This is a genomic window from Pseudoxanthomonas mexicana (assembly GCF_046736355.1).
GTDB lineage: Bacteria > Pseudomonadota > Gammaproteobacteria > Xanthomonadales > Xanthomonadaceae > Pseudoxanthomonas_A > Pseudoxanthomonas_A mexicana_B.
In genome coordinates, this window is sequence record NZ_CP157201.1 from 1,386,358 (window position 1) to 1,404,903 (window position 18,546).

Consider the following 18,546-nt stretch of genomic DNA (forward strand, 5'->3'; position numbering starts at 1 on the left):
AGCCGTCGAGCAAGCTCGACGCTACACCGAGGTTCCGCGCGACCTCGTCCTGTAGAGCGGAGCTTGCTCCGCTGCCGCCGCCGGTGGGCAAAAGCCGTCGAGCAAGCTCGACGCTACAGTACGAATGCGCCTTCAACCCCTGCGCTCGTCGCGCCGTGAAGCCAGCCGGTCGGCCAGCCGGGTCGGTTCGGGCAGGCGGTAGCCGCGCAGGTAGCGCAGCACCAGCGCCAGCGAGCTGTCCATGCCCACGCGGTGGCCCGGCGAGACGATCAGCGGATTGCAGCGGCGCTTGCTGCGCAGCGCCCAGCCGATCTGCTCGCCGCGATGCAGCAGCGGCGCGTGGTCGCCGGACTCGGGACCGGGCGGATCGTGGCGGCCGCACAGCGGTTTCTTGGCCACGCCGACGCAGGGCAGGCCAGTGGCGACGCCGAAATGCGCGGCGATGCCGAGCCGGCGCGGATGGGCGATGCCCTGTCCGTCGACGAAGACCAGGTCCGGCGGCTGCGGCAACTGCGCCAGCGCGTTCAGCAGCGCCGGCAGTTCGCGAAAGCTGAGCAGGCCCGGCACGTACGGCATCGTCGTCGGCAGGCGCGCCACGGTCTGCGCGACGGGTTGCAGCGTGGCCGCGTCCAGCAGCACGCCGGCCGCGCGCACGGTTTCGCCCTCGTCCTCGAAGCCGACGTCGAACCCGCCCAGCACCCGCGGGTCGGCGGGAAAATCATCGCGCAGCGAGACCTGGCGGGCGAGCTCGGCCTGCAGGCGGCGCGCGTCCTCGATGCTGCCGTTCCAGCCGGGGAAGGTATCGTTCATGCGCCGAGCCTAGCGTGCGGCAGGTGCAGGCGGCGACAAGGCGGTCGCCGCCGGCGTGTTCCGGCATCCCGCGCCTCAGTGCCGCGGTGCGCCGTAACGGCGCGTCTCCACCTGCGCCTGGCCCTGCGCGTCGAAGCGCACGAAGGTCAGCCGGTCGTATTCCTCGTCGCTCATCGCCGGCGTCGTGCAACCGCACAGCGCGGCGACCAGGTCCGGCACGGTATTGCTGTGGCCGACCACCAGCACGGTGCCGTGGCGGTGGCGCTGCCGCCAATGCGCGGTGTTCTGCGCGGCGGTGGCCCGGGCGTAGTAGGCCTGCACCGGCAGCCGGTGCCGCGCGGCGACCGGTCCGGCGGTCTGCCGCGTGCGCCGGTACTCGGTGGCGTAGACCGCGGCCAGCGGTTCGGCGCGCAGTTCCCCGGCCAGCGCCCGCGCCCGCGCATGGCCGGCGGCATCAAGGTCGGGATCGTGCGGATCGTTGGTCGCCTTCTCGGCATGGCGCACGATCACGAAGGCCAGCGGCGCGTCGGCGGCCGGCGGTGCGCTGGCGCAGCCGGCCAGCGATGCCAGCAGTGTCAGCAGGCAGGCCAGCACGCCGGTCCTGAACAGGCGGCTCGATGCGGAAACAGGGGGGGCAGTAGGGGAGATAGCCATCGCTGTAGGATGAATCACCTGCCTGTCCCTCGCCACCGTGCCCGCGCCGTTGCGGCAATGTGCGCCAGCCGCCGCGCGTTGCGCAAGTCGTGGCACGCATGTCGCTAGAATCGGCGCAACCGCCACCGGAGCACCGCATGGCCCGCAAGCTGCGCCTGCTGGCAATCGCCCTCGTCGCCTTCATGGCGGCCAGCCTGCTGTCGCTGTACAGCTACGGCCGCTTCGCCGAGCGCGCGCAGGGGCCGGCCGATGCGCTGCCGCTGCAGGAGGGCGGAGCGCTGGATCGCGCCATCGTCCCGCTGACCGAGGCCCATCCGCAGCGCAGCGGGCTGGCCCTGTTGTCGGACAACCTCGACGCGTTCGCCGTGCGCGCGATCACCGCGCGGATGGCCGGGCGCAGCCTGGACCTGCAGTACTACCTCTGGCACGACGATTTCACCGGCCACCTGCTCGACTACGAACTGCTGCGCGCGGCCGACCGCGGCGTGCGCGTGCGCCTGCTGCTGGACGATCTCAACGCGCAGGGCGGGGATTCGCCGCTGGCGGCGCTGGAAGCGCATCCCAACGTCGAGATCCGGATGTTCAACCCGACCCGCAACCGCGCCGGCACCCTCGGCCGCGGCGTGGAGATGCTGCTGCGCGGCTTCAGCCTCAACCGGCGCATGCACAACAAGGCGTGGATCGCCGATGGCCGCATCGCGGTGGTCGGCGGGCGCAACATCGGCGACGAGTATTTCGACGCCGCCGCCGAGACCAATTTCCTCGACCTGGACGCCATCGTGGTCGGGCCGGCGGTGCAGCAGACCGAGGCGATCTTCGATGAGTTCTGGAACAGCCCCTCGGCCATCCCGCTGGCCGCGCTGAAGAAGCCCGACCCCGCGGCGCTGCCGGAACTGCGCCGGGCGATGGCGGTCGCCGAGGAATTGCTGCGCGATCATCCGTACCGGCAGCGGCTGGCCGAATCGCCGGACGTGCGCGCGTTCCTGGCGGGAAAGCGGCCGCTGCACTGGCCCGAGCAGGTGGAGGTGATCTCCGATCCGGCGGTCAAGATGAAGGACGAGGGCCGCGAGCGCTGGCTGGTGCGCCCGCTGATCGAGGCGATGGGGCAGGCGCAGGACGAGCTGAAGGTGATCTCGCCCTACTTCGTGCCGGGCCGGCAGGGCGTGGACTGGCTGCGCCGCCAGCGCGCGCGCGGAGTGGAGATCGGCGTGCTGACCAATTCGCTGGCCGCCACCGACGTGATGGCCGTGCACAGCGGCTATGCGCCGTACCGCAGGCCGCTGCTGGAGGCGGGCGTCGAACTGCACGAGCTGACGCCGCGCGGCGCGCGCGACAGCAGCCTGTTCGGATCCAGCGGGGCCAGCCTGCACACCAAGGCCTTCGTCGTCGACGGGCATGCCGGCTTCATCGGATCGTTCAACCTGGATCCGCGCTCGGTCAACCTCAATACCGAGATGGGCGTGCTGTTCCGCGATGCGGCCGCCGCGCGCGAACTACTGGCGCGCTACGAGGAGAAGGTCTCGCCGCGGCACAGCTACCGGCTGTCGCTGCGCGGGGACGCGCTGGTCTGGCGCGACGAGACCGGCGAGCCGCCGCGCGACTGGGAACACGAGCCGGAGACCAGCGCCTGGCTGCGGGCGACGGTATGGGGGCTGGGATGGTTGCCGCTGGAGTCGCAGCTGTAGTCCGTGACAGCGGAGCAGGCTCCGCTCTACCCGGATACTGGACGGCAGTCGCTCACTGCGCCCGCAAGCCGCCCGCGCGCATCATCCGCTCGAACTCGTCGAACAGGTGCACGTCCACCTTGCGCCCGCGTTCCAGGAACAGCACCCGCATCGCCTCCTCGTGGGTGCGCGCCTGCTGGTAGGGGCGATGGCTGGTCATCGCGTCGTAGCCGTCGACGATGGCGAGGATGCGCGCGCCGAGCGGGATTGCCTCGCCCTTCAGTCCGTCGGGGTAGCCGCTGCCGTCCACCGATTCGTGGTGCAGGCGGATCAGCCGCGCCACCTCGCCGGCGTACGGATGCCCGCTCTCGGCGAAGATGCGCTCGCCGCGCTCGGAGTGGCTGCGCATCATCTCCCATTCCTCGCCCTCCAGCCGGCGGGGCGAATACAGGATGCGATCCGGGATGCCGATCTTGCCGACGTCGTGGAAGGCCGCGGCCAGGCCCAGTTGCACCAGCCCGGTGCGGTCGATCCCGCAGCGGCGGCCCAGCGCCTGCGCGATTAGGCTGGTGCGGTCGCAGTGGTGGCGGGTGTGGAGGTCGCGCTCGTCCATCGCCACGGCGAGCGAGTGCACCGAGCAGCTCAGTTCCTCGGCGGTGGCCTGGAGATGGGGCAGCAAGCGCACAGTCCTCGCGGGCCGGGGCAATGCGCGCATCCTAATCCATGCGCGCGTGCCGTGCCGGGGTCAGCCGCTTTTCAACGCAATCAGCAAACCCTTGGCGGCGTTGAAGCGATCCGCCGGCTCCGGCAGCGGCAGCCTGATGCGCAGCTTGTCCGGGCCGTCCATCGTGTAGATGCGCGACTGCTTCTGGATGAGTTGGATCACCGCCATCGGGTCGATGTTCGGCTTGCTCTCGAACACGATGCGGCCGCCGTTCTCGCCCAGTTCCAGCTTGCGGATGCCCAGTTCGCTGGCCACGAGCTTGAGCTCGGCGGCGGCGAACAGGTGCCGGGCCGGATCCGGCAGCAGGCCGAAGCGATCGATCATCTCCACCTGCAGCTCGCGCAGTTCCTCGGCGTCGCGCGCGTTGCTGATGCGCTTGTACAGGGTCAGGCGCGTGTGCACGTCGGGCAGGTAGTCCTCCGGGATCAGCGCCGGCACGTGCAGCTCGACTTCCGCGCCGCGCGCCTCCTGGCCGGCGTCCAGATCCGGCAGCTTGCCCTGCCGGATGCTGCGCACCGCGCGCTCCAGCAGCTCGGTGTACAGGCTGAAGCCGATCTCGGCCATCTGCCCGCTCTGGTCCTCGCCGAGCAGTTCGCCGGCGCCGCGGATCTCCAAGTCGTGGGTGGCCAGGGTGAAGCCGGCGCCGAGTTCGTCCATCGAGGCGATCGCCTCCAGCCGGCGCTGCGCGTCGGCGGTGATGCTGCGCTTGTCCGGCACCACCAGGTAGGCGTAGCTGCGGTGGTGCGAGCGGCCTACGCGGCCGCGCAACTGGTGCAGCTGGGCCAGGCCGAACTTGTCGGCGCGGTTGATCACGATGGTGTTGGCGTTGGGGATGTCGATGCCCGACTCGATGATGGTCGTGCACAGCAGCACGTTGAAGCGCTGCTTCTGGAAATCCAGCATCACCTGTTCCAGCTCGCGCTCGGGCATCTGCCCGTGGGCGATGCCGATGCGCGCCTCCGGCACCAGTTCCTGCAGGTCGCGCTGCATGCGGCCGATGCTCTCGACGTCGTTGTGCAGGAAGTACACCTGGCCGCCGCGCGACAGCTCGCGCTGGAAGGCTTCCTTCAGCATCGCCGCGTCCCACGGGGTGACGAAGGTCTGCACCGCCATGCGGTTGGCCGGCGGCGTGGCGATGATCGACAGGTCGCGCAGGCCGGCCATCGCCATGTTGAGCGTGCGCGGGATCGGCGTGGCGGTCAGGGTCAGCAGGTGCACGTTGGCGCGCAGTGCCTTCAGCGCCTCCTTCTGGCGCACGCCGAAGCGCTGCTCCTCGTCGACGATGACCAGGCCCAGGTCCTTGAACTTGACGTCCGGCTGCAGCAGCCGGTGGGTGCCGACGATGACGTCGATCCTGCCTTCGGCCAGCTTCTCCAGCTCGGCCTTGATCTCCTTGGCGGTCTTGAAGCGCGACAGCACCTCCACCTTCAGCGGCCAGTCGGCGAAGCGGTCGCGGAAGTTGCGGTAGTGCTGCTCGGCCAGCAGCGTGGTCGGCACCAGCACGGCGACCTGCTTGCCGGCGCTGGCCGCGGCGAAGGCGGCGCGCACGGCGACCTCGGTCTTGCCGAAGCCGACGTCGCCGCAGACCACGCGATCCATCGGCTGGCTGGATTGCAGGTCGCGCAGCACCGACTCGATGGCGTGGTGCTGGTCCGGCGTCTCCTCGAACGGGAAGCCGGCGGCGAACGGCTCGTACATCGGCCGGTCCAGCGCCAGCGCCAGGCCGGCGCGGGCCTGCCGGCGCGCCTGGATCTCCAGCAGTTCGGCGGCCACGTCGCGGACCTTCTCGGCGGCCTTCTTCTTCGCCTTGGTCCACGCCTCGCCGCCCAGCGAATGCAGTGGCGCGGTCTCCACCGACGCGCCGGAGTAGCGGCTGATGAGGTGCAGCTGCGCGACCGGCACGTACAGGCGGTCGCCCTTGGCGTATTCGATTTCCAGGTACTCGCCGGGCGTGCCGCCGGCCTGCAGCACCACCAGCCCGCGGTAGCGGCCGACGCCGTGATCCTCGTGGACGATCGGCGCGCCTTCGCTCAGTTCGCCGAGGTCGCGGATGATCGCCTCCGGCTCGCGGCCGGTGCGGCGGCGGCGGTGCGGCTGGGTGGCGCGCTCGGGGAACAGCTGGCGCTCGGTCAGCACCGCGATGCGCGGGTCGTCCAGGGCGAAGCCGTCCTCCAGCGGGGCGACGGCGATGGCGAACCGCGCAAGCCCCTCTCCCTCTGGGAGAGGGGCTGGGGAGAGGGTGCGGGACGTGCGCGATGGTTCCGTCGTCGAAGTCTTCGCCGGACCCTCATCCGGCGCTTCGCGCCACCTTCTCCCGGGGGGAGAAGGGAAGAATGCGTCCGGGCTGGGGAGTACCTCCGGCTTCAACTCCGCCGCCTGCAACACCTCCAGCAGCGCCTCGCGCCGGCCCGGCGAATCGGCGGCGATCAGCACGCGGCCGGGGTAGTGGCCCAGGAACGATTTCAGCGCCTCGCCCGCCGGCGCGTCGCGCGCGGCGATCGGCAATGGCGGCAACGGCTGTTCGCCCAGCGGCTGGGCCTCGTCGCGGCGCGGGTGGCCTTCGCCGCAGACCTCGATGCGCGGCTGCCGGTTGAGCCGCTCGCGCAGCGCGTCCGGCGGCAGGTACAGCTCCTCCGGCGGCAACAGCGGGCGCTCGATGTCGTGGCGGCGCTGCTCGTAGCGGTTGCCGGTCTGCGCCCAGAACGCCTCGGCCGCCTCCGCCGCGCCGTCGGCCAGCAGCGGCAGCACGTCCTCGCCGAGGTAGTCGAACAGCGTGGCGGTCTGCGCGAAGAACAGCGGCAGGTAGTACTCCACGCCGGCCGGGGCCAGCCCCGACTTCAGGTCCTGGTACAGCGCGCTGCGCCGGGTATCGACGTCGAAGCGCTCGCGCAGCAGGTCCATCGCGCGGGCGGTGGCGGCCTCGTCCAGCGGCACCTCGCGGCCGGGCAGCATCCGCACCGCCTCGATCCGGTCCAGCGAGCGCTGCGTCTCCGGGTCGAAGGCGCGGATGGAGTCGATCTCCTCGTCCAGCAGCTCGATGCGCAGCGGCGCCTCGGCGCCCATCGGGTAGACGTCGAGCAGGCCGCCGCGCACGGCGAAATCGCCCGGGTCCATCACCTGCGGCACGTGCCGGTAGCTGGCCGCTTCCAGCCGGCGCTTCTCCTGGTCGAAGTCGAGCTTCTGGCCGGTGCGGTAGTCGAAGCTGTTGCCGTCGATGTGGCTGCGCGGCGGCAGCCGCTGCATCAGCGTCTGCACTGGCACGACGACGATGCCGCGCCTCAGCGTGGGCAGCGTGCGCAGCGCGGCCAGGCGCTGCGAGACGAGGTCCGGGTGCGGGCTGAACTGGTCGTAGGGCAGGGTTTCCCAGTCCGGGAACGGCACCACCGGCAGGTCGGCGTGCGCGCCCAGCAGGGTGTGCAGGTCGGCTTCCAGCTGGTGCGCGCCGTGGTTGTCGCGGGCGATGGCCAGCAACGGGCCGTCGTGCGCGGCGGCGGCGCGGGCCAGGAACCAGGCCAGCGCGGTCGGGGAGGCGGGGGCGCGCCACCAGGCGCGTGTCTGGCCGCGTTTGGGCAGCGGCGGGGCCGGATAGGAATACGTCATGGACCGCGCATTTTACGGGATGCGCATTCCCCGGCCGTGACCGCGCGGCCGGGTATGCGCCGGCGTGGCGCATACCCGCGCGGGCGTGCCGAACGGCGCCGGTTCAGGGCTCGCCGTTGAGATCCAGCACCACCCGCACCAGCCCGGGCGCGCCGGCCTGCGGGCGCTGCGCGAAGCCCAGCGAGCGGGCCAGCTGCAGCATCGGCTCGTTGCTGTCCAGCACGTCGCCGTACAGGCCATCGAGCTTCTTCGAGCGCGACCACTTGACCAGCCGCCGCATCAGGTGGCGGCCCAGCCCCTGGCCGGCGATGAAGTGGCTGACCAGGATGGCGAATTCGGCCTGGCGCGAGCGCGGCACGATGGTCGCGCGCGCGACCGCGCCGACCAGCGCCTCGCCCGGCGGCAGCGGCTCGGCCGCGACCAGCGCGAACTCGGTCTGCGGATCCGGCTGGCACAGGCGCTGGGCCATCTCCGGGGTCAGCTCGCGCAGGTCGTAGAGGAAGCGCTGGCGCACTTCCTCCGGCCCCAGCAGGCCGAACGCGCCCTGGATCGGCCCGGCGTCCTCCGGCCGGATCGGGCGGATCAGCAGTTCGCGGCCGCTGGGAAGGCGGAAGTGCTCGTGCCAGGGGGGCAGTCGTTTGGGTCGGGTCATCGGGCGTCGATCCAGTCTCCGGTGCGGGGCGCGGCCGTTCGCCCGCCGCCCTTAGAATCGCGGCATCGGACGGGAGATTCCAGATGGCGGGCAACGGCGATTCTACGCGTGCAATCCTCTTCGCGCTGGGGGCCAACCTGGCCATCGCCGCGGCCAAGGGCGTGGCGGCCTTCGTGACCGGTTCCGGCGCGATGCTGGCCGAGACGGTCCACTCGCTGGCCGACTGCGGCAACCAGTTGCTGCTGCTGCTCGGGCTGCGGCAGGCGCGGCGGCCGGCCAGCGCCGAGCATCCGCTCGGCTACGGGCGCGCGATCTACTTCTGGTCGTTCCTGGTGGCGGTGATGCTGTTCAGCATCGGCGGCATGTTCTCGCTGTACGAGGGCATCCACAAGCTGCACAACCCCGAACCGCTGCAACAGTGGTGGTGGGCGGTCGGGGTGCTGGTATTCGCCATCGCCGCCGAGTCGGTCTCGATGCGCGCCTGTTTGCAGGAGGTGGACAAGTCGCGCGGCGGGCGCTCGCTGTGGCGCTGGTTCCGCGAAAGCCGGCAGGCCGAGCTGGTGGTGATCTTCGGCGAGGACCTGGCCGCGCTGCTGGGCCTGGTGTTCGCGCTGGCGGCGGTGCTGGCCACGGTGATCACCGGCGACCCGCTGTGGGACGCCATCGGCACCATCATGATCGGCGCGCTGCTGATCGTCATCGCGGTGCTGGTGGCGGTCGAGGTCAAGGCGATGCTGATCGGCCAGAGCGTGGATCCGGAGCTGGAGGCGCAACTGCTGGACTGGCTGCGCGCGCGTCCCGAGGTCGTGCACCTCATCCACGTCATCACCCTGCAGCAGGGCAACGACGTGGTGGTGTCGGTGCAGGCGCAGATGCGCGAGGCGCCCACCGTGCGCGCGCTGCTGGACGACGTCAACCGGGTCGAGGACGAACTGAAGGCCGCCTGGCCGGTGGTGCGCTGGACCTTCTTCGAGCCCGACCTGCCCAAGGAGCTGCGCTGACATGCCCGCCAGGCCGAAAGTGGACGAGAAGACGCTGCGCGGCTGGATGGAGGGCTGGCCCGGCGTGGGCACCGACGTGAAGTGGGGCAACGACCTGTGCTTCCTCGTCGCCGGCAAGATGTTCTGCGTCCATTGCCTGGACGGCGCAGGCAAGGGCAGCCTGAGCTTCAAGGTCGAGGACGCGCGCTTCCTGGAACTGACCGATCGTCCCGGCTTCGTCCCGGCGCCTTACCTGGCGCGCGCGCACTGGGTCAAGCTCGACGATCCTTCTGCGCTGGCGCGCGCGGAATTGCAGGCGCTGCTGCGCCGTGCCTACGAGCTGATCCTGGCCCGATTGCCGAAGAAGACCCAGCGCGAACTCGCCGGTTGACGTCGCAGGTTCCCCTGTATCTTTCAGGGAGTGCCCCCTCTCCCGCTTGCGGGAGAGGGCTGGGGTGAGGGCGCTTCGGGCTCCCCCTTGCCGCAAGCGCGAACGCCTGCGCAAAACCCTCCGAACCCGCGCTATTCCTGCTTCAACCACTCCAGCCGCGTCGAGCCGCCGGCCTCGCCCAGCGACTGCCGCAGCGCGGGCAGGGCGGGCGCCAGCGCCGCATCCAGCTGCCAGGGCGGGTTGAGGATCAGCATGCCGCTGCCGTTGAGGCGCAGCGGCGAATCGTCCGGGCGCACCTGCAGTTCGGCCAGCAGCGCCGACTTGGCGGGCAGCGCGGCCACCTTGCGGAAGAACGGCAGCAGGCTGCGCCGCTGCTTGATCGGGTACCACACCGCATAGGTCGCGGTGGGCCACTTCGACAGCGCATCGCGCAGCGCGGCGACGATGCGCGGGTACTCGGCGTCCTGCGCCTCGTACGGCGGGTCGATCAGCACCAGCCCGCGCGCGTACTTCACCGCGCCGATGCGCGGCGGCAGCATCGCGTGCATCGCCTCGTAGCCGTCGCGCGCGTGCACGGCCACGCGCCCGTCGTGGGCGAAGACCTCCTTCAGCGCCGCCGCCTCTTCCGGCTGCAGTTCGCAGGCGGCCAACCGGTCCTGCTGGCGCATCGCCTGCGCGGCGAGCAGCGGCGAGCCGGGGTAGGCGATCAGCGCGCCGACCGGGTTGACCGCCTCGACCGCGCGCAGGTAGCGCTCGACCGCCGGCGGCACCGGCTGCGCCTGCCCGAGCAGCCGCGAGATGCCGCCCTGCGCCTCGCCGGTGCGCTGGCTCTCCTTGCCGCCGAGCAGGTAGCGCCCGCGCCCGGCGTGGGTGTCCAGCACGAAGAACGGCGCCTCCTTGCGGGCGAGCGCGTCGATGATCGCCAGCAGCGCGACGTGCTTGAGGACGTCGGCGTGGTTGCCGGCATGGAAGGCGTGGCGGTAGTTCATGCCGCGCAGCATAGTCGCAGCGCGCCCGCTGCCGCTATGCTGCGCGGCATGCCGCACATCCTGCTCGCCGAAGACGAGGCCGCCATCGCCGATACCGTGCTCTACGCGCTGCGCAGCGAGGGCTTCGCCGCCGAGCACTGCGCGCTGGCGCGCGAGGTGGTCCCGCGGGTGCGCGCTGGCGGCGTCGACCTGGTGGTGCTGGACGTGGGCCTGCCCGACGCCAGCGGCTTCGACGTGTGCCGGGAACTGCGCGCGTTCTCGCAGGTGCCGGTGGTGTTCCTGACCGCGCGCAACGACGAGATCGACCGCGTGCTGGGGCTGGAACTGGGCGCCGACGACTACATGGCCAAGCCGTTCTCGCCACGCGAGCTGGTCGCGCGGGTGCGCGCGCGGCTGCGGCGCGCGCCGGCGCTGGCCGTGCCGTCGCCGGCGGCCGTGGCAACCGAGGCGCGGCCGGGCGGCTTCGAACTGGACCGCGAGGGCCACCGCGTCCGCTATCGCGGGCAGGCGCTGGACCTGACCCGTTACGAGTACGCCCTGCTGGCCGCGCTGTTGCAGCGCCCGGGCGCCATCCTCAGCCGCGCGCAGCTGATGGACCGCGGCTGGGACAGCGACGCCGACAGCGCCGACCGCACCGTCGACACCCACATCAAGACGCTGCGCCACAAGCTGCGCGCGGCCGGCGTGCCGCGCGACCCGATCCGCACCCACCGCGGGCTCGGCTACGCGTTCGAGCCCTGAAGGCGCGGCGATGCGGATCGGGCTGCGGCTGTTCCTGGGGTTCTTCCTGATCGTCGGGCTGGCGGCGTTCTTCGTGATGCGCGTGTTCGTCAACGAGGTCAAGCCGGGCGTGCGCCAGGCGATGGAATCGACCCTGGTCGACGCGGCCAACGTGCTGGCGGTGATGGCGGCCGAGGACATGAAGCGCGGCCGCATCGCCGAGGGCGGCTTCGTCCGCCACCTGCGCACGGCCAGCCGGCGCGAACTGGAGGCGCACATCTGGCAGTTCCCCAAGCGCAGCATCGACTACCGCGTCACCATCACCGACGCGCGCGGCATCGTCGTCTACGATTCGGAAGGCCGCGACGTCGGCCGCGACAACTCGCGCTGGAACGACGTCTACCGCACCCTGCGCGGCGAGTACGGCGCGCGCTCCAGCCCGGAGACGCCGGACGACGCCACCCGCACGGTGATGCACGTGGCCGCGCCGATCCGCGATCCGGACGACGAGCGCCGGCTGATCGGCGTGCTGACGCTGGCCCAGCCCAACCATGCCTTCGAGCCTTTCATCGTCGCCAGCCAGCGCAACATCCTGCGCCGCGGCGGCTGGCTGATCGGGCTGTCGGCGCTGATCGGCGTGGTGATGACTTGGTGGCTGGTGCGCGGCCTGCGCGGGCTCAACCGCTACGCGCAGGCGGTCAGCGCCGGCGAGCCGGTGCCGCCGCCGAAGCCGCGCCGCGACGAGATCGGCGATCTCGGCCGCGCGCTGGAGACGATGCGCCGCAAGCTGGAAGGCAAGGCCTACGTCGAGCAGTACGTGCAGTCGCTGACCCACGAGATGAAGAGCCCGCTGGCGGCCATCCGCGGCGCGGCCGAGTTGTTGCAGGAGCCGCTGCCGGAGGACGAGCGCCAGCGTTTCGCCCGCAACATTCAGGCGCAGGAGCAGCGCCTGACCGAGACCATCGACAAGCTGCTGGCGCTGGCCGAGGTCGAGCAGCACGGCTGGCTGCAACGGCGCGAGCGCATCGACGTGGCCGCGCTGCTGGCCCGGCTGGACGAGGAGACGGCGCCGAGATTGCAGGCCGCGCGGCTGCGGCTGCGGGTCGAGTGCGCGCCGGCGCCGCTGGCGGTGGAGGGCGACCCGTTCCTGCTGCGGCAGGCGCTGTCCAACCTGCTGGACAACGCGCTGGCGTTCGCGCCGCCGGATTCGGAGATCGTGCTGGCGGCCGCGACCTTGCAGGACCGGATCCGCCTGTCGGTGCGCGATCGTGGTCCCGGCGTGCCGGACTACGCGGGCGAGCGGGTGTTCGAGCGCTTCTACTCGCTGGCGCGCCCGGCCACCGGCCAGCGCAGCTCCGGCCTGGGACTGCCGTTCGTGCGCGAGGTCGCCCGGCTGCACGGCGGCACCGCCGCGTTGCGCAACCATCCGGAAGGCGGCGCCGAGTCCGTGCTGGAACTGCCCGCCGCCGACGCCCGGTAGAGGGAACGCACTGTTTCGCGTGGAGCGGAGCTCGCTCCGCTGCTCTTCGCGTCCGGACCCGACGCAGCCGAGCAAGCTCGGCTCTACACGCCCCGGCGCCCGACGCTCTGCTTGCATGTAGAGCGGAGCTCGCTCCGCTGCCCTTCGCTTCCGGTTCCGGCGCAGCCGAGCAAGCTCGGCTCTACACGCCCCGACGCCCGACGCTCTGCTTGCATGTAGAGCGGAGCTCGCTCCGCTGCCCTTCGCTTCCGACCCGGCGCAGCCGAGCAAGCTCGGCTCTACAACCCCCGGTGCCCGACGCTCTGCTTGCATGTAGAGCGGAGCTTGCTCCGCTGCCCTTCGCTTCCGGTCCCGGCGCAGCCGAACAAGCTCGGCTCTACACGCCCCGGTGCCCGACGCTCTGCTTGCATGTAGAGCGGAGCTTGCTCCGCTGCCCTTCGCTTCGGCCCGGCGCAGCCGAGCAAGCTCGGCCCTACACGTCCTGGCCTCCGCCGCCCCGGACTTCACACAGACTTCAAACAGCCCTCAATCCCGCGCCACCGGCCGCGCCCACCATGTCCGCGTTTCCAACCGGGGCATGAAGATGAAATCGATACGACTGCTGTTGCGCTTCCTCACCGTCGGCGGGCTGGTGCTGTTGCTGCTGATCCCGCTGATGATGATCCGCGGCGTGGTCCATGAACGCCAGGCCTACCGCGGTCAGGCGGTCGCGCGGGTGGCGCAGAACAGCGCCGGCGCGCAGACCTTCATCGGGCCGATGCGGGTGGTGCCGTGGACCGACACCCGTCGGGTCGAGTACACCGACGACAAGGGCGCGGTCCAGCACCGCATCGAGCGCACCCGTGGCCAGTTCCTGCAAATGCCGCGCACGCTGGTGGTGGAGGGCGACATGCAGCCGCGCGCGCTGAAGGTCGGCCTGTACCGCGTGGGCGTGTACGAATGGCACGGCAAGCTGCGCGCCGCCTTCGAACCGGCGCTGCCCGCCGTGCCGGCCAACGTCGAGCGCGAGTACGGCACCCCGTACCTGGCCTTCGGCATGTCCGACGTGCGCGGCCTGGTCGGCATGCCGGTGCTGCGCGCAGACGGCCGCCCGCTGCAGTTGCTGGCCGGCACCGGTGCGCTGGCCAAGCGCTTCAGCGGCATGCACGCGCCGCTGCCGGCGATCGCCGGCGAGCGCGTGGCCGGCAACGAGGTGGCGATGGACTTCGTGCTCAAGGGCACGCAGTCGCTGGCGGTGGCGCCGCTGGCCGACGACAACCGCATCCACCTGGCCTCGGCCTGGCCGCACCCGAGGTTCGAGGGCTATTCGCCGCGCAGCCAGTTGCGCAGCGACGGCTTCACCGCCGACTGGGAGATCTCCTCGCTGGCCAGCAACGTGCAGGCGCAGTTGCAGGACGGGCGCGAGATCGCCGACGGCGACGCCGGGCGTGCCTACGAAAGCGCGGTCCCGCGTGTCGACACCGTCGGCGTGAGTCTGGTCGATCCGGTGGACATCTACACCAAGGCCGATCGCGCCAGCAAGTACGGCCTGCTGTTCGTGGTGCTGACCTTCGTCGGCTTCGCCCTGTTCGAGCTGATCAAGCGGCTGCCGATCCACCCGCTGCAATACCTGCTGGTCGGGCTGGCGCTGGCGATCTTCTTCCTGCTGCTGCTCAGCCTGTCCGAGCACATCGCCTTCCTGCCGGCCTACCTGTTGGCCGCCGGCGCCTGCATCGGCCTGCAGTTCGTCTACCTGTCCGGGGTGTTGCGCAGCCGGCTGCGCGCGGCCGGCTTCGCGGCGATGCTGACCGCGCTGTACGGCGTGCTCTACGGCCTGCTGGTCTCCGAGGACAATGCGCTGCTGATGGGCTCGCTGCTGCTGTTCGGCATCCTGGCCGCGATCATGTGGATCACGCGCAAGGTGGACTGGTATGAACTCGGCGCCTCGCTGCGGTGAACCCGCTGCGCGGGCGGGCGCGGAAGGCGTGCCTGCTGCTGGCGCTGCTGGGCGGGGCGTGCTGGATGGCTAACCGCATCCACGTCTACCAGCGCGCCCAGTCCCTGCTGCCGCCGCAGCTGCGCACCGCCGGCATGGAACGCTTCGGCAGCGAGCCGGGGCAGTTCTGGCAGACCGTGTGGGCGGCACTGCCGCTGCGCAGCCAGTCCTGCGGGGCGGTGATCCTGCGCCTGTCCGAGGCGACGGCGCAGGACATCGGCCAGCGCCGGCTGGGTTTCTTCGAGCATGCGCGGACCGCACGCTCCGCGCAGGCGGCGGGCGGCCCGGTCCGTTACCACCACTGGCAGCCCTCGCCGCTGCCTTCGGCCTGGCGCGACGGCATCGACGACAAGGGACTGTGGAACGGCCTGCTGTGCATGCGGGTGGATCGGGAGCTGCACGGCAGGCTGGTCGCCGCGCGCGGCCCGGGCGCGTACTACGCCGTGCGCGAGGATCGCCACGGCGTGCTGGTGGTGATCCCGCGGCACCGGCTGGTCGTCTACAGCTGGTGGGATTGAACGGCACTGCGGTTCCTTCTCCCGCAAGTGGAAGGCGTCCCGAAGAGCCTGCCCCGAGCTTGAACCGGGGGACGGAGGGCAGAAGACGACGATGATCGCATCGCCGGGATCCGGACCCATTAAAGTAGCCGCATGGCGAGCCCCTCCCACACCCTCGAATCCCTGCGCGGCGCGCAGCTGCTGCCGCACCTGGACGACGTGGCGCGGCTGCGCATCGCCGTGTTCCGCGACTGGCCCTACCTGTACGCCGGCGATCTCGGGTACGAGCGCGACTACCTGGCCGCCTACGCGGCCTCGCCGGACAGCGTGTTCGTGCTGGCGCGCGACGGCGCGGGCGAGGTGGTCGGCGCATCGACCGGGCTGCCGCTGGCCGACGACGCGCCGGCGTTCTCGCAGCCGTTCCGCGAGCGCGGCCTGCCGGTCGAGCGGGTGTTCTACTTCGGCGAGTCGGTGCTGCTGCCGCGGTGGCGCGGGCGCGGCATCGGCCATGCCTTCTTCGACCGGCGCGAGGCGCATGCGCGCGATCTCGGCCGCTTCGGCTGGACCGCGTTCTGCGCGGTGGATCGCGACGACGGCGATCCGCGCCAGCCGCCGGCCACCGGCCCAACGACGCGTTCTGGGGCAAGCGCGGCTACGCGCGCGCGCCGGGCATGACCATGCAGTTGCCGTGGGACGAAATCGGGCGCGGCGAGATCCCGCATGCGCTGACGTTCTGGCTGCGGCCGCTGGAGTCGGCGCGGTGAAGGTCGCCGTCGTCCGCTATCCGGTCGAGGCGCCGGCCGATTTCGCCGCCTTCGCCGCCAAACAGGCGCGGCTGCTGGCGCAGGCGGCTGCGCGCGGCGCGCGCATTGCGGTACTGCCGGAATACCTGTCGCTGGAGCTGGGCGCCACCTTCGCGCCGGCGGTGCGCGCGGATCTGCATGCCTCGCTGGCGGCGCTGCAAGCCTGCCACGACGCCTGGCGGACGCTGTTCGGCGATCTGGCGCGCGAACTGCGCATGCACGTGGTGGCCGGCTCCTTCCTGCTCGACGCCGGCCACGGCCGCTACCGCAACCGCAGCTACTGGTTCACCCCGCAAGGCGCGCACGGCTGGCAGGACAAGCTGCAACTGACCGGCTTCGAGAAGGCCGTCGGCGTCATCGAGGGCGGCGACGCATTGAAGGTGTTCGAGGCCGACGGCGTGCGCGCCGGCGTGTCGATCTGCTACGACAGCGAGTTCCCGCTGCCGGTGCGCGCGCAGTGCGAGGCCGGCGCGCGCCTGCTCATCGTGCCCAGTTGCACCGACACCGAGGCCGGCGCGACCCGCGTGCGCGTGGGCTGCCTGGCGCGCGCGCTGGAGAACCGCGTGTTCGTCGCCCAGGCGGTCACCGCCGGGCAGGCGCCGTGGAGCCCGGCGCTGGACGCCAATACCGGGCAGGCGGCGATCTACGCGCCGATGGACGCCGGCTTCCCCGCCGACGGCGTGCTCGCGCGCACCGTTGGCGACGAGGTGTGGGCGCTGGCCGATCTCGATTTCGCCGCGCTGGAGGCCAGCCGCGCGCATGCGCAGGTCGCCAACGACCGCGACTGGCCCGGGCAGCAGCAGCCGGCGCTGCGGCACGCACGGGTGCAGGCCCTCGACTGAAGCATGACTAATGGAAGGGGGGAGGGCGCCTTCCTTCGGCTAGACTCGGGCGCTTTGGGGACGAGCGGGCCGGCCCGCGAGGAGACGCGTGTGTTGAAGGGGAATCTGTTGGCGCTGTGCCTGGGATTGTCGGGCGCGATCGCGGCGCTGCCGGCGCAGGCCGCCGAACCGGTGGATCTGGAGATGGTCGGGCGCATCCGCCAGGAAGCCTTCCACCGCTCGCAGGTGATGGCCACCTTCGGCCACCTGACCGAGCAGATCGGGCCGCGCCTGACCAACTCGCCGTCGATGGCGAAGGCCAACGCATGGACCCGGCAGAAGTTCGGCGAATGGGGACTGGCCAACGTCCATGACGAGGCGTTCGAGGACTTCGGCCGCGGCTGGGAATTCAGCTCGGCCAGCGTGCAGTTGCTGGAGCCGCGCGCGATGCCGCTGCATGCCGTGCCCAAGGCGTGGACGCCGGGCACCCAGGGCCCGGTCGAGGGCGAGGCCATCGCCGTCTCGATCAGGACCAAGGCCGACCTGGAAAAGTACAAGGGCAAGCTGAAGGGCAAGATCGTCCTGCTCAGCGAACTGCGCGAGTACAAGCCCGGCACCGAGGCCGACAGCCACCGCTACAACGATGCCGGCCTGACCGAACTACTCGCCTTCAGCGTGCCCAAGGACACCGCGTCCGATCGCGCAAAACGGCTCAAGGAATACCAGGGCCGCCAGGAACTGACCCAGGCCACCCTGCGCCTGCTGGAGGAAGAGGGCGCACTGGCCGCGCTGAGCATCAGCGGCTGGGACAACGGCATCATCCGCGTCGGCGGCGGCGGATCGCGCAAGCCGGGCGAGCCGGTCGGCGTGGCCGAACTGGCGGTGGCGGCCGAGCACTACAACCCGCTGATGCGCGCGCTGGCGCGCAAGGAGAAGGTGCGCCTGCGCGTGGACGTCGCCGCCCGCTTCACCAGCGAAGGCAACGACCCCGGCTACAACACCCTGGCCGAGATTCCCGGCAGCGGCCCCAAGGCCGGCGAGATCGTGATGATCGGCGCGCACCTGGACTCCTGGCACGCCGGCACCGGCGCGGCCGACAACGCCGCCGGCGTGGCGGTGATGATGGAGGCCATGCGCATCCTCAAGGCGGTCGGCGCCAAGCCCAGGCGCACCATCCGCGTCGCCCTGTGGAGCGGTGAGGAGCAGGGCCTGCTCGGCTCCTCGGCACATGTCGCCAGGCATTTCGCCGCCTATCCGGAGCCGACCGATCCCGAGCAGAAGAAACTGCCGGCCACGCTGCGCGAGCGCACCGGCGCGTTGCAGCGCAAGCGCGACTACGACCGCTTCTCGGCCTACTTCAACATGGACAACGGCTCGGGCCGGATCCGCGGCATCTACGCGCAGGAGAACCACGCGGCGATGCCGATCTTCGAGGCGTGGCTGAAGCCGTTCAACGACGTCGGCGCGACCATCGTCACCAGCCGCAACACCGGCAGCACCGACCACATCCCGTTCGACCGCGTCGGCCTGCCCGGCTTCCAGTTCGTGCAGGATCGGCTGGACTACTTCAGCAACGTCCACCACAGCGACCTGGACACCTTCGACCACGCCGCGCCGGAGGACCTGAAGCAGGCCGCGGCGATCATCGCCTCGTTCGCCTACCACGCGGCGATGCGCGAGGAGAAGCTGCCGCGCAAGCCGCTGCTGGAGAACTGATCGCCGCGCCGACCGTCCCTTCCCCCGCTAGCGGGGGAAGGTGCCCGGAGGGCGGATGGGGGGGCGCTTT

14 protein-coding genes and 3 pseudogenes are annotated in these 18,546 nt (G+C 71.4%); 10 read left to right on the top strand and 7 right to left on the bottom strand.

From position 1 onward, the window contains the following. Positions 1-132: 132 nt before the first annotated feature. Positions 133-810 (bottom strand): deoxyribonuclease V, encoded by a 678-nt coding sequence (nfi, locus tag AAG688_RS06285; RefSeq protein WP_411834511.1) that lies wholly within the window; start codon positions 808-810, stop codon positions 133-135. A gap of 75 nt (positions 811-885) precedes the next feature. Then, complete coding sequence (locus AAG688_RS06290) at positions 886-1,464, bottom strand: SixA phosphatase family protein (protein WP_411834512.1); 579 nt, start codon at positions 1,462-1,464, stop codon at positions 886-888. Positions 1,465-1,601: 137 nt separating this feature from the next. Between AAG688_RS06290 and AAG688_RS06295 the strand changes: the two genes are divergently transcribed. Further along, positions 1,602-3,149, top strand: a complete 1,548-nt coding sequence (locus tag AAG688_RS06295; protein WP_411834513.1) for a phospholipase D family protein — start codon at positions 1,602-1,604, stop codon at positions 3,147-3,149. Between the two features lie 52 nt (positions 3,150-3,201). On the opposite strand, the gene AAG688_RS06300 is transcribed toward AAG688_RS06295, so the two are convergent. The 4 genes and pseudogenes from AAG688_RS06300 to AAG688_RS06315 all read right to left on the bottom strand — a co-directional run bounded on the left by AAG688_RS06300 (position 3,202) and on the right by AAG688_RS06315 (position 8,104). Continuing rightward, positions 3,202-3,807, bottom strand: a complete 606-nt coding sequence (locus tag AAG688_RS06300) for an HD-GYP domain-containing protein (protein ID WP_411834514.1) — start codon at positions 3,805-3,807, stop codon at positions 3,202-3,204. A 66-nt stretch (positions 3,808-3,873) separates the two neighbouring features. Then, positions 3,874-6,063, bottom strand: a pseudogene (mfd, locus tag AAG688_RS06305) (transcription-repair coupling factor); the annotation flags it as partial. Positions 6,064-6,180: 117 nt separating this feature from the next. Next, positions 6,181-7,452: pseudogene (locus tag AAG688_RS06310) on the bottom strand (transcription-repair coupling factor); the annotation flags it as partial. A 103-nt stretch (positions 7,453-7,555) separates the two neighbouring features. Next, positions 7,556-8,104, bottom strand: coding sequence for an N-acetyltransferase family protein (locus AAG688_RS06315; protein ID WP_411834515.1), 549 nt, complete (start codon positions 8,102-8,104; stop codon positions 7,556-7,558). An 83-nt stretch (positions 8,105-8,187) separates the two neighbouring features. Between AAG688_RS06315 and AAG688_RS06320 the strand changes: the two genes are divergently transcribed. Continuing rightward, positions 8,188-9,105, top strand: coding sequence for a cation diffusion facilitator family transporter (locus AAG688_RS06320; protein WP_411834516.1), 918 nt, complete (start codon positions 8,188-8,190; stop codon positions 9,103-9,105). 1 nt (position 9,106) lies between these two features. Further along, positions 9,107-9,475 carry an MmcQ/YjbR family DNA-binding protein gene (locus AAG688_RS06325; RefSeq protein ID WP_411834517.1) on the top strand — a complete coding sequence of 123 codons (369 nt, stop codon included), beginning with the start codon at positions 9,107-9,109 and terminating at the stop codon, positions 9,473-9,475. A 131-nt stretch (positions 9,476-9,606) separates the two neighbouring features. On the opposite strand, the gene AAG688_RS06330 is transcribed toward AAG688_RS06325, so the two are convergent. Then, entirely contained in the window at positions 9,607-10,464 is an 858-nt protein-coding gene (locus AAG688_RS06330) for a 23S rRNA (adenine(2030)-N(6))-methyltransferase RlmJ (protein ID WP_411834518.1), read from the bottom strand. Positions 10,465-10,500: 36 nt separating this feature from the next. Here AAG688_RS06330 and creB point away from each other — a divergent pair, with 36 nt between their 5' ends. The 7 genes and pseudogenes from creB (at position 10,501) to AAG688_RS06365 (ending at position 18,476) form a co-directional block, all read left to right on the top strand. After that, a complete protein-coding gene (creB, locus tag AAG688_RS06335) occupies positions 10,501-11,205 on the top strand; it encodes a two-component system response regulator CreB (protein ID WP_411834519.1) in 705 nt (234 codons plus the stop codon). Positions 11,206-11,215: 10 nt separating this feature from the next. Beyond that, positions 11,216-12,664, top strand: coding sequence for a two-component system sensor histidine kinase CreC (gene creC, locus AAG688_RS06340; RefSeq protein WP_411834520.1), 1,449 nt, complete (start codon positions 11,216-11,218; stop codon positions 12,662-12,664). A gap of 583 nt (positions 12,665-13,247) precedes the next feature. Next, positions 13,248-14,600 (top strand): cell envelope integrity protein CreD, encoded by a 1,353-nt coding sequence (creD, locus tag AAG688_RS06345; protein WP_411834951.1) that lies wholly within the window; start codon positions 13,248-13,250, stop codon positions 14,598-14,600. Continuing rightward, on the top strand, positions 14,597-15,157 hold the full coding sequence (locus AAG688_RS06350) for a hypothetical protein (RefSeq protein ID WP_411834521.1): 561 nt from the start codon (positions 14,597-14,599) through the stop codon (positions 15,155-15,157). The genes creD and AAG688_RS06350 overlap by 4 nt, the downstream gene beginning before the upstream one ends. A gap of 132 nt (positions 15,158-15,289) precedes the next feature. Continuing rightward, a pseudogene (locus AAG688_RS06355) lies at positions 15,290-15,900 on the top strand (GNAT family N-acetyltransferase). Continuing rightward, positions 15,897-16,781 (top strand): carbon-nitrogen hydrolase family protein, encoded by an 885-nt coding sequence (locus AAG688_RS06360; protein ID WP_411834522.1) that lies wholly within the window; start codon positions 15,897-15,899, stop codon positions 16,779-16,781. The pseudogene AAG688_RS06355 and the gene AAG688_RS06360 overlap by 4 nt, the downstream one beginning before the upstream one ends. A gap of 90 nt (positions 16,782-16,871) precedes the next feature. Then, the gene (locus AAG688_RS06365) at positions 16,872-18,476 is read left to right on the top strand and encodes a M28 family metallopeptidase (protein WP_411834523.1); all 1,605 of its coding nucleotides are present in this window, start codon (positions 16,872-16,874) and stop codon (positions 18,474-18,476) included. Positions 18,477-18,546: the final 70 nt, after the last annotated feature.

What these genes read in the sequence shown, in the direction of transcription:
- nfi (WP_411834511.1), bottom strand. Translation starts at nt 810, where the DNA reads ATGAACGATACCTTCCCCGGCTGGAACGGCAGCATCGAGGACGCGCGC.
- AAG688_RS06290 (WP_411834512.1), bottom strand. Translation starts at nt 1,464, where the DNA reads ATGGCTATCTCCCCTACTGCCCCCCCTGTTTCCGCATCGAGCCGCCTG.
- AAG688_RS06295 (WP_411834513.1), top strand. Translation starts at nt 1,602, where the DNA reads ATGGCCCGCAAGCTGCGCCTGCTGGCAATCGCCCTCGTCGCCTTCATG.
- AAG688_RS06315 (WP_411834515.1), bottom strand. Translation starts at nt 8,104, where the DNA reads ATGACCCGACCCAAACGACTGCCCCCCTGGCACGAGCACTTCCGCCTT.
- AAG688_RS06320 (WP_411834516.1), top strand. Translation starts at nt 8,188, where the DNA reads ATGGCGGGCAACGGCGATTCTACGCGTGCAATCCTCTTCGCGCTGGGG.
- AAG688_RS06325 (WP_411834517.1), top strand. Translation starts at nt 9,107, where the DNA reads ATGCCCGCCAGGCCGAAAGTGGACGAGAAGACGCTGCGCGGCTGGATG.
- AAG688_RS06330 (WP_411834518.1), bottom strand. Translation starts at nt 10,464, where the DNA reads ATGAACTACCGCCACGCCTTCCATGCCGGCAACCACGCCGACGTCCTC.
- creB (WP_411834519.1), top strand. Translation starts at nt 10,501, where the DNA reads ATGCTGCGCGGCATGCCGCACATCCTGCTCGCCGAAGACGAGGCCGCC.
- creC (WP_411834520.1), top strand. Translation starts at nt 11,216, where the DNA reads ATGCGGATCGGGCTGCGGCTGTTCCTGGGGTTCTTCCTGATCGTCGGG.
- creD (WP_411834951.1), top strand. Translation starts at nt 13,248, where the DNA reads ATGAAATCGATACGACTGCTGTTGCGCTTCCTCACCGTCGGCGGGCTG.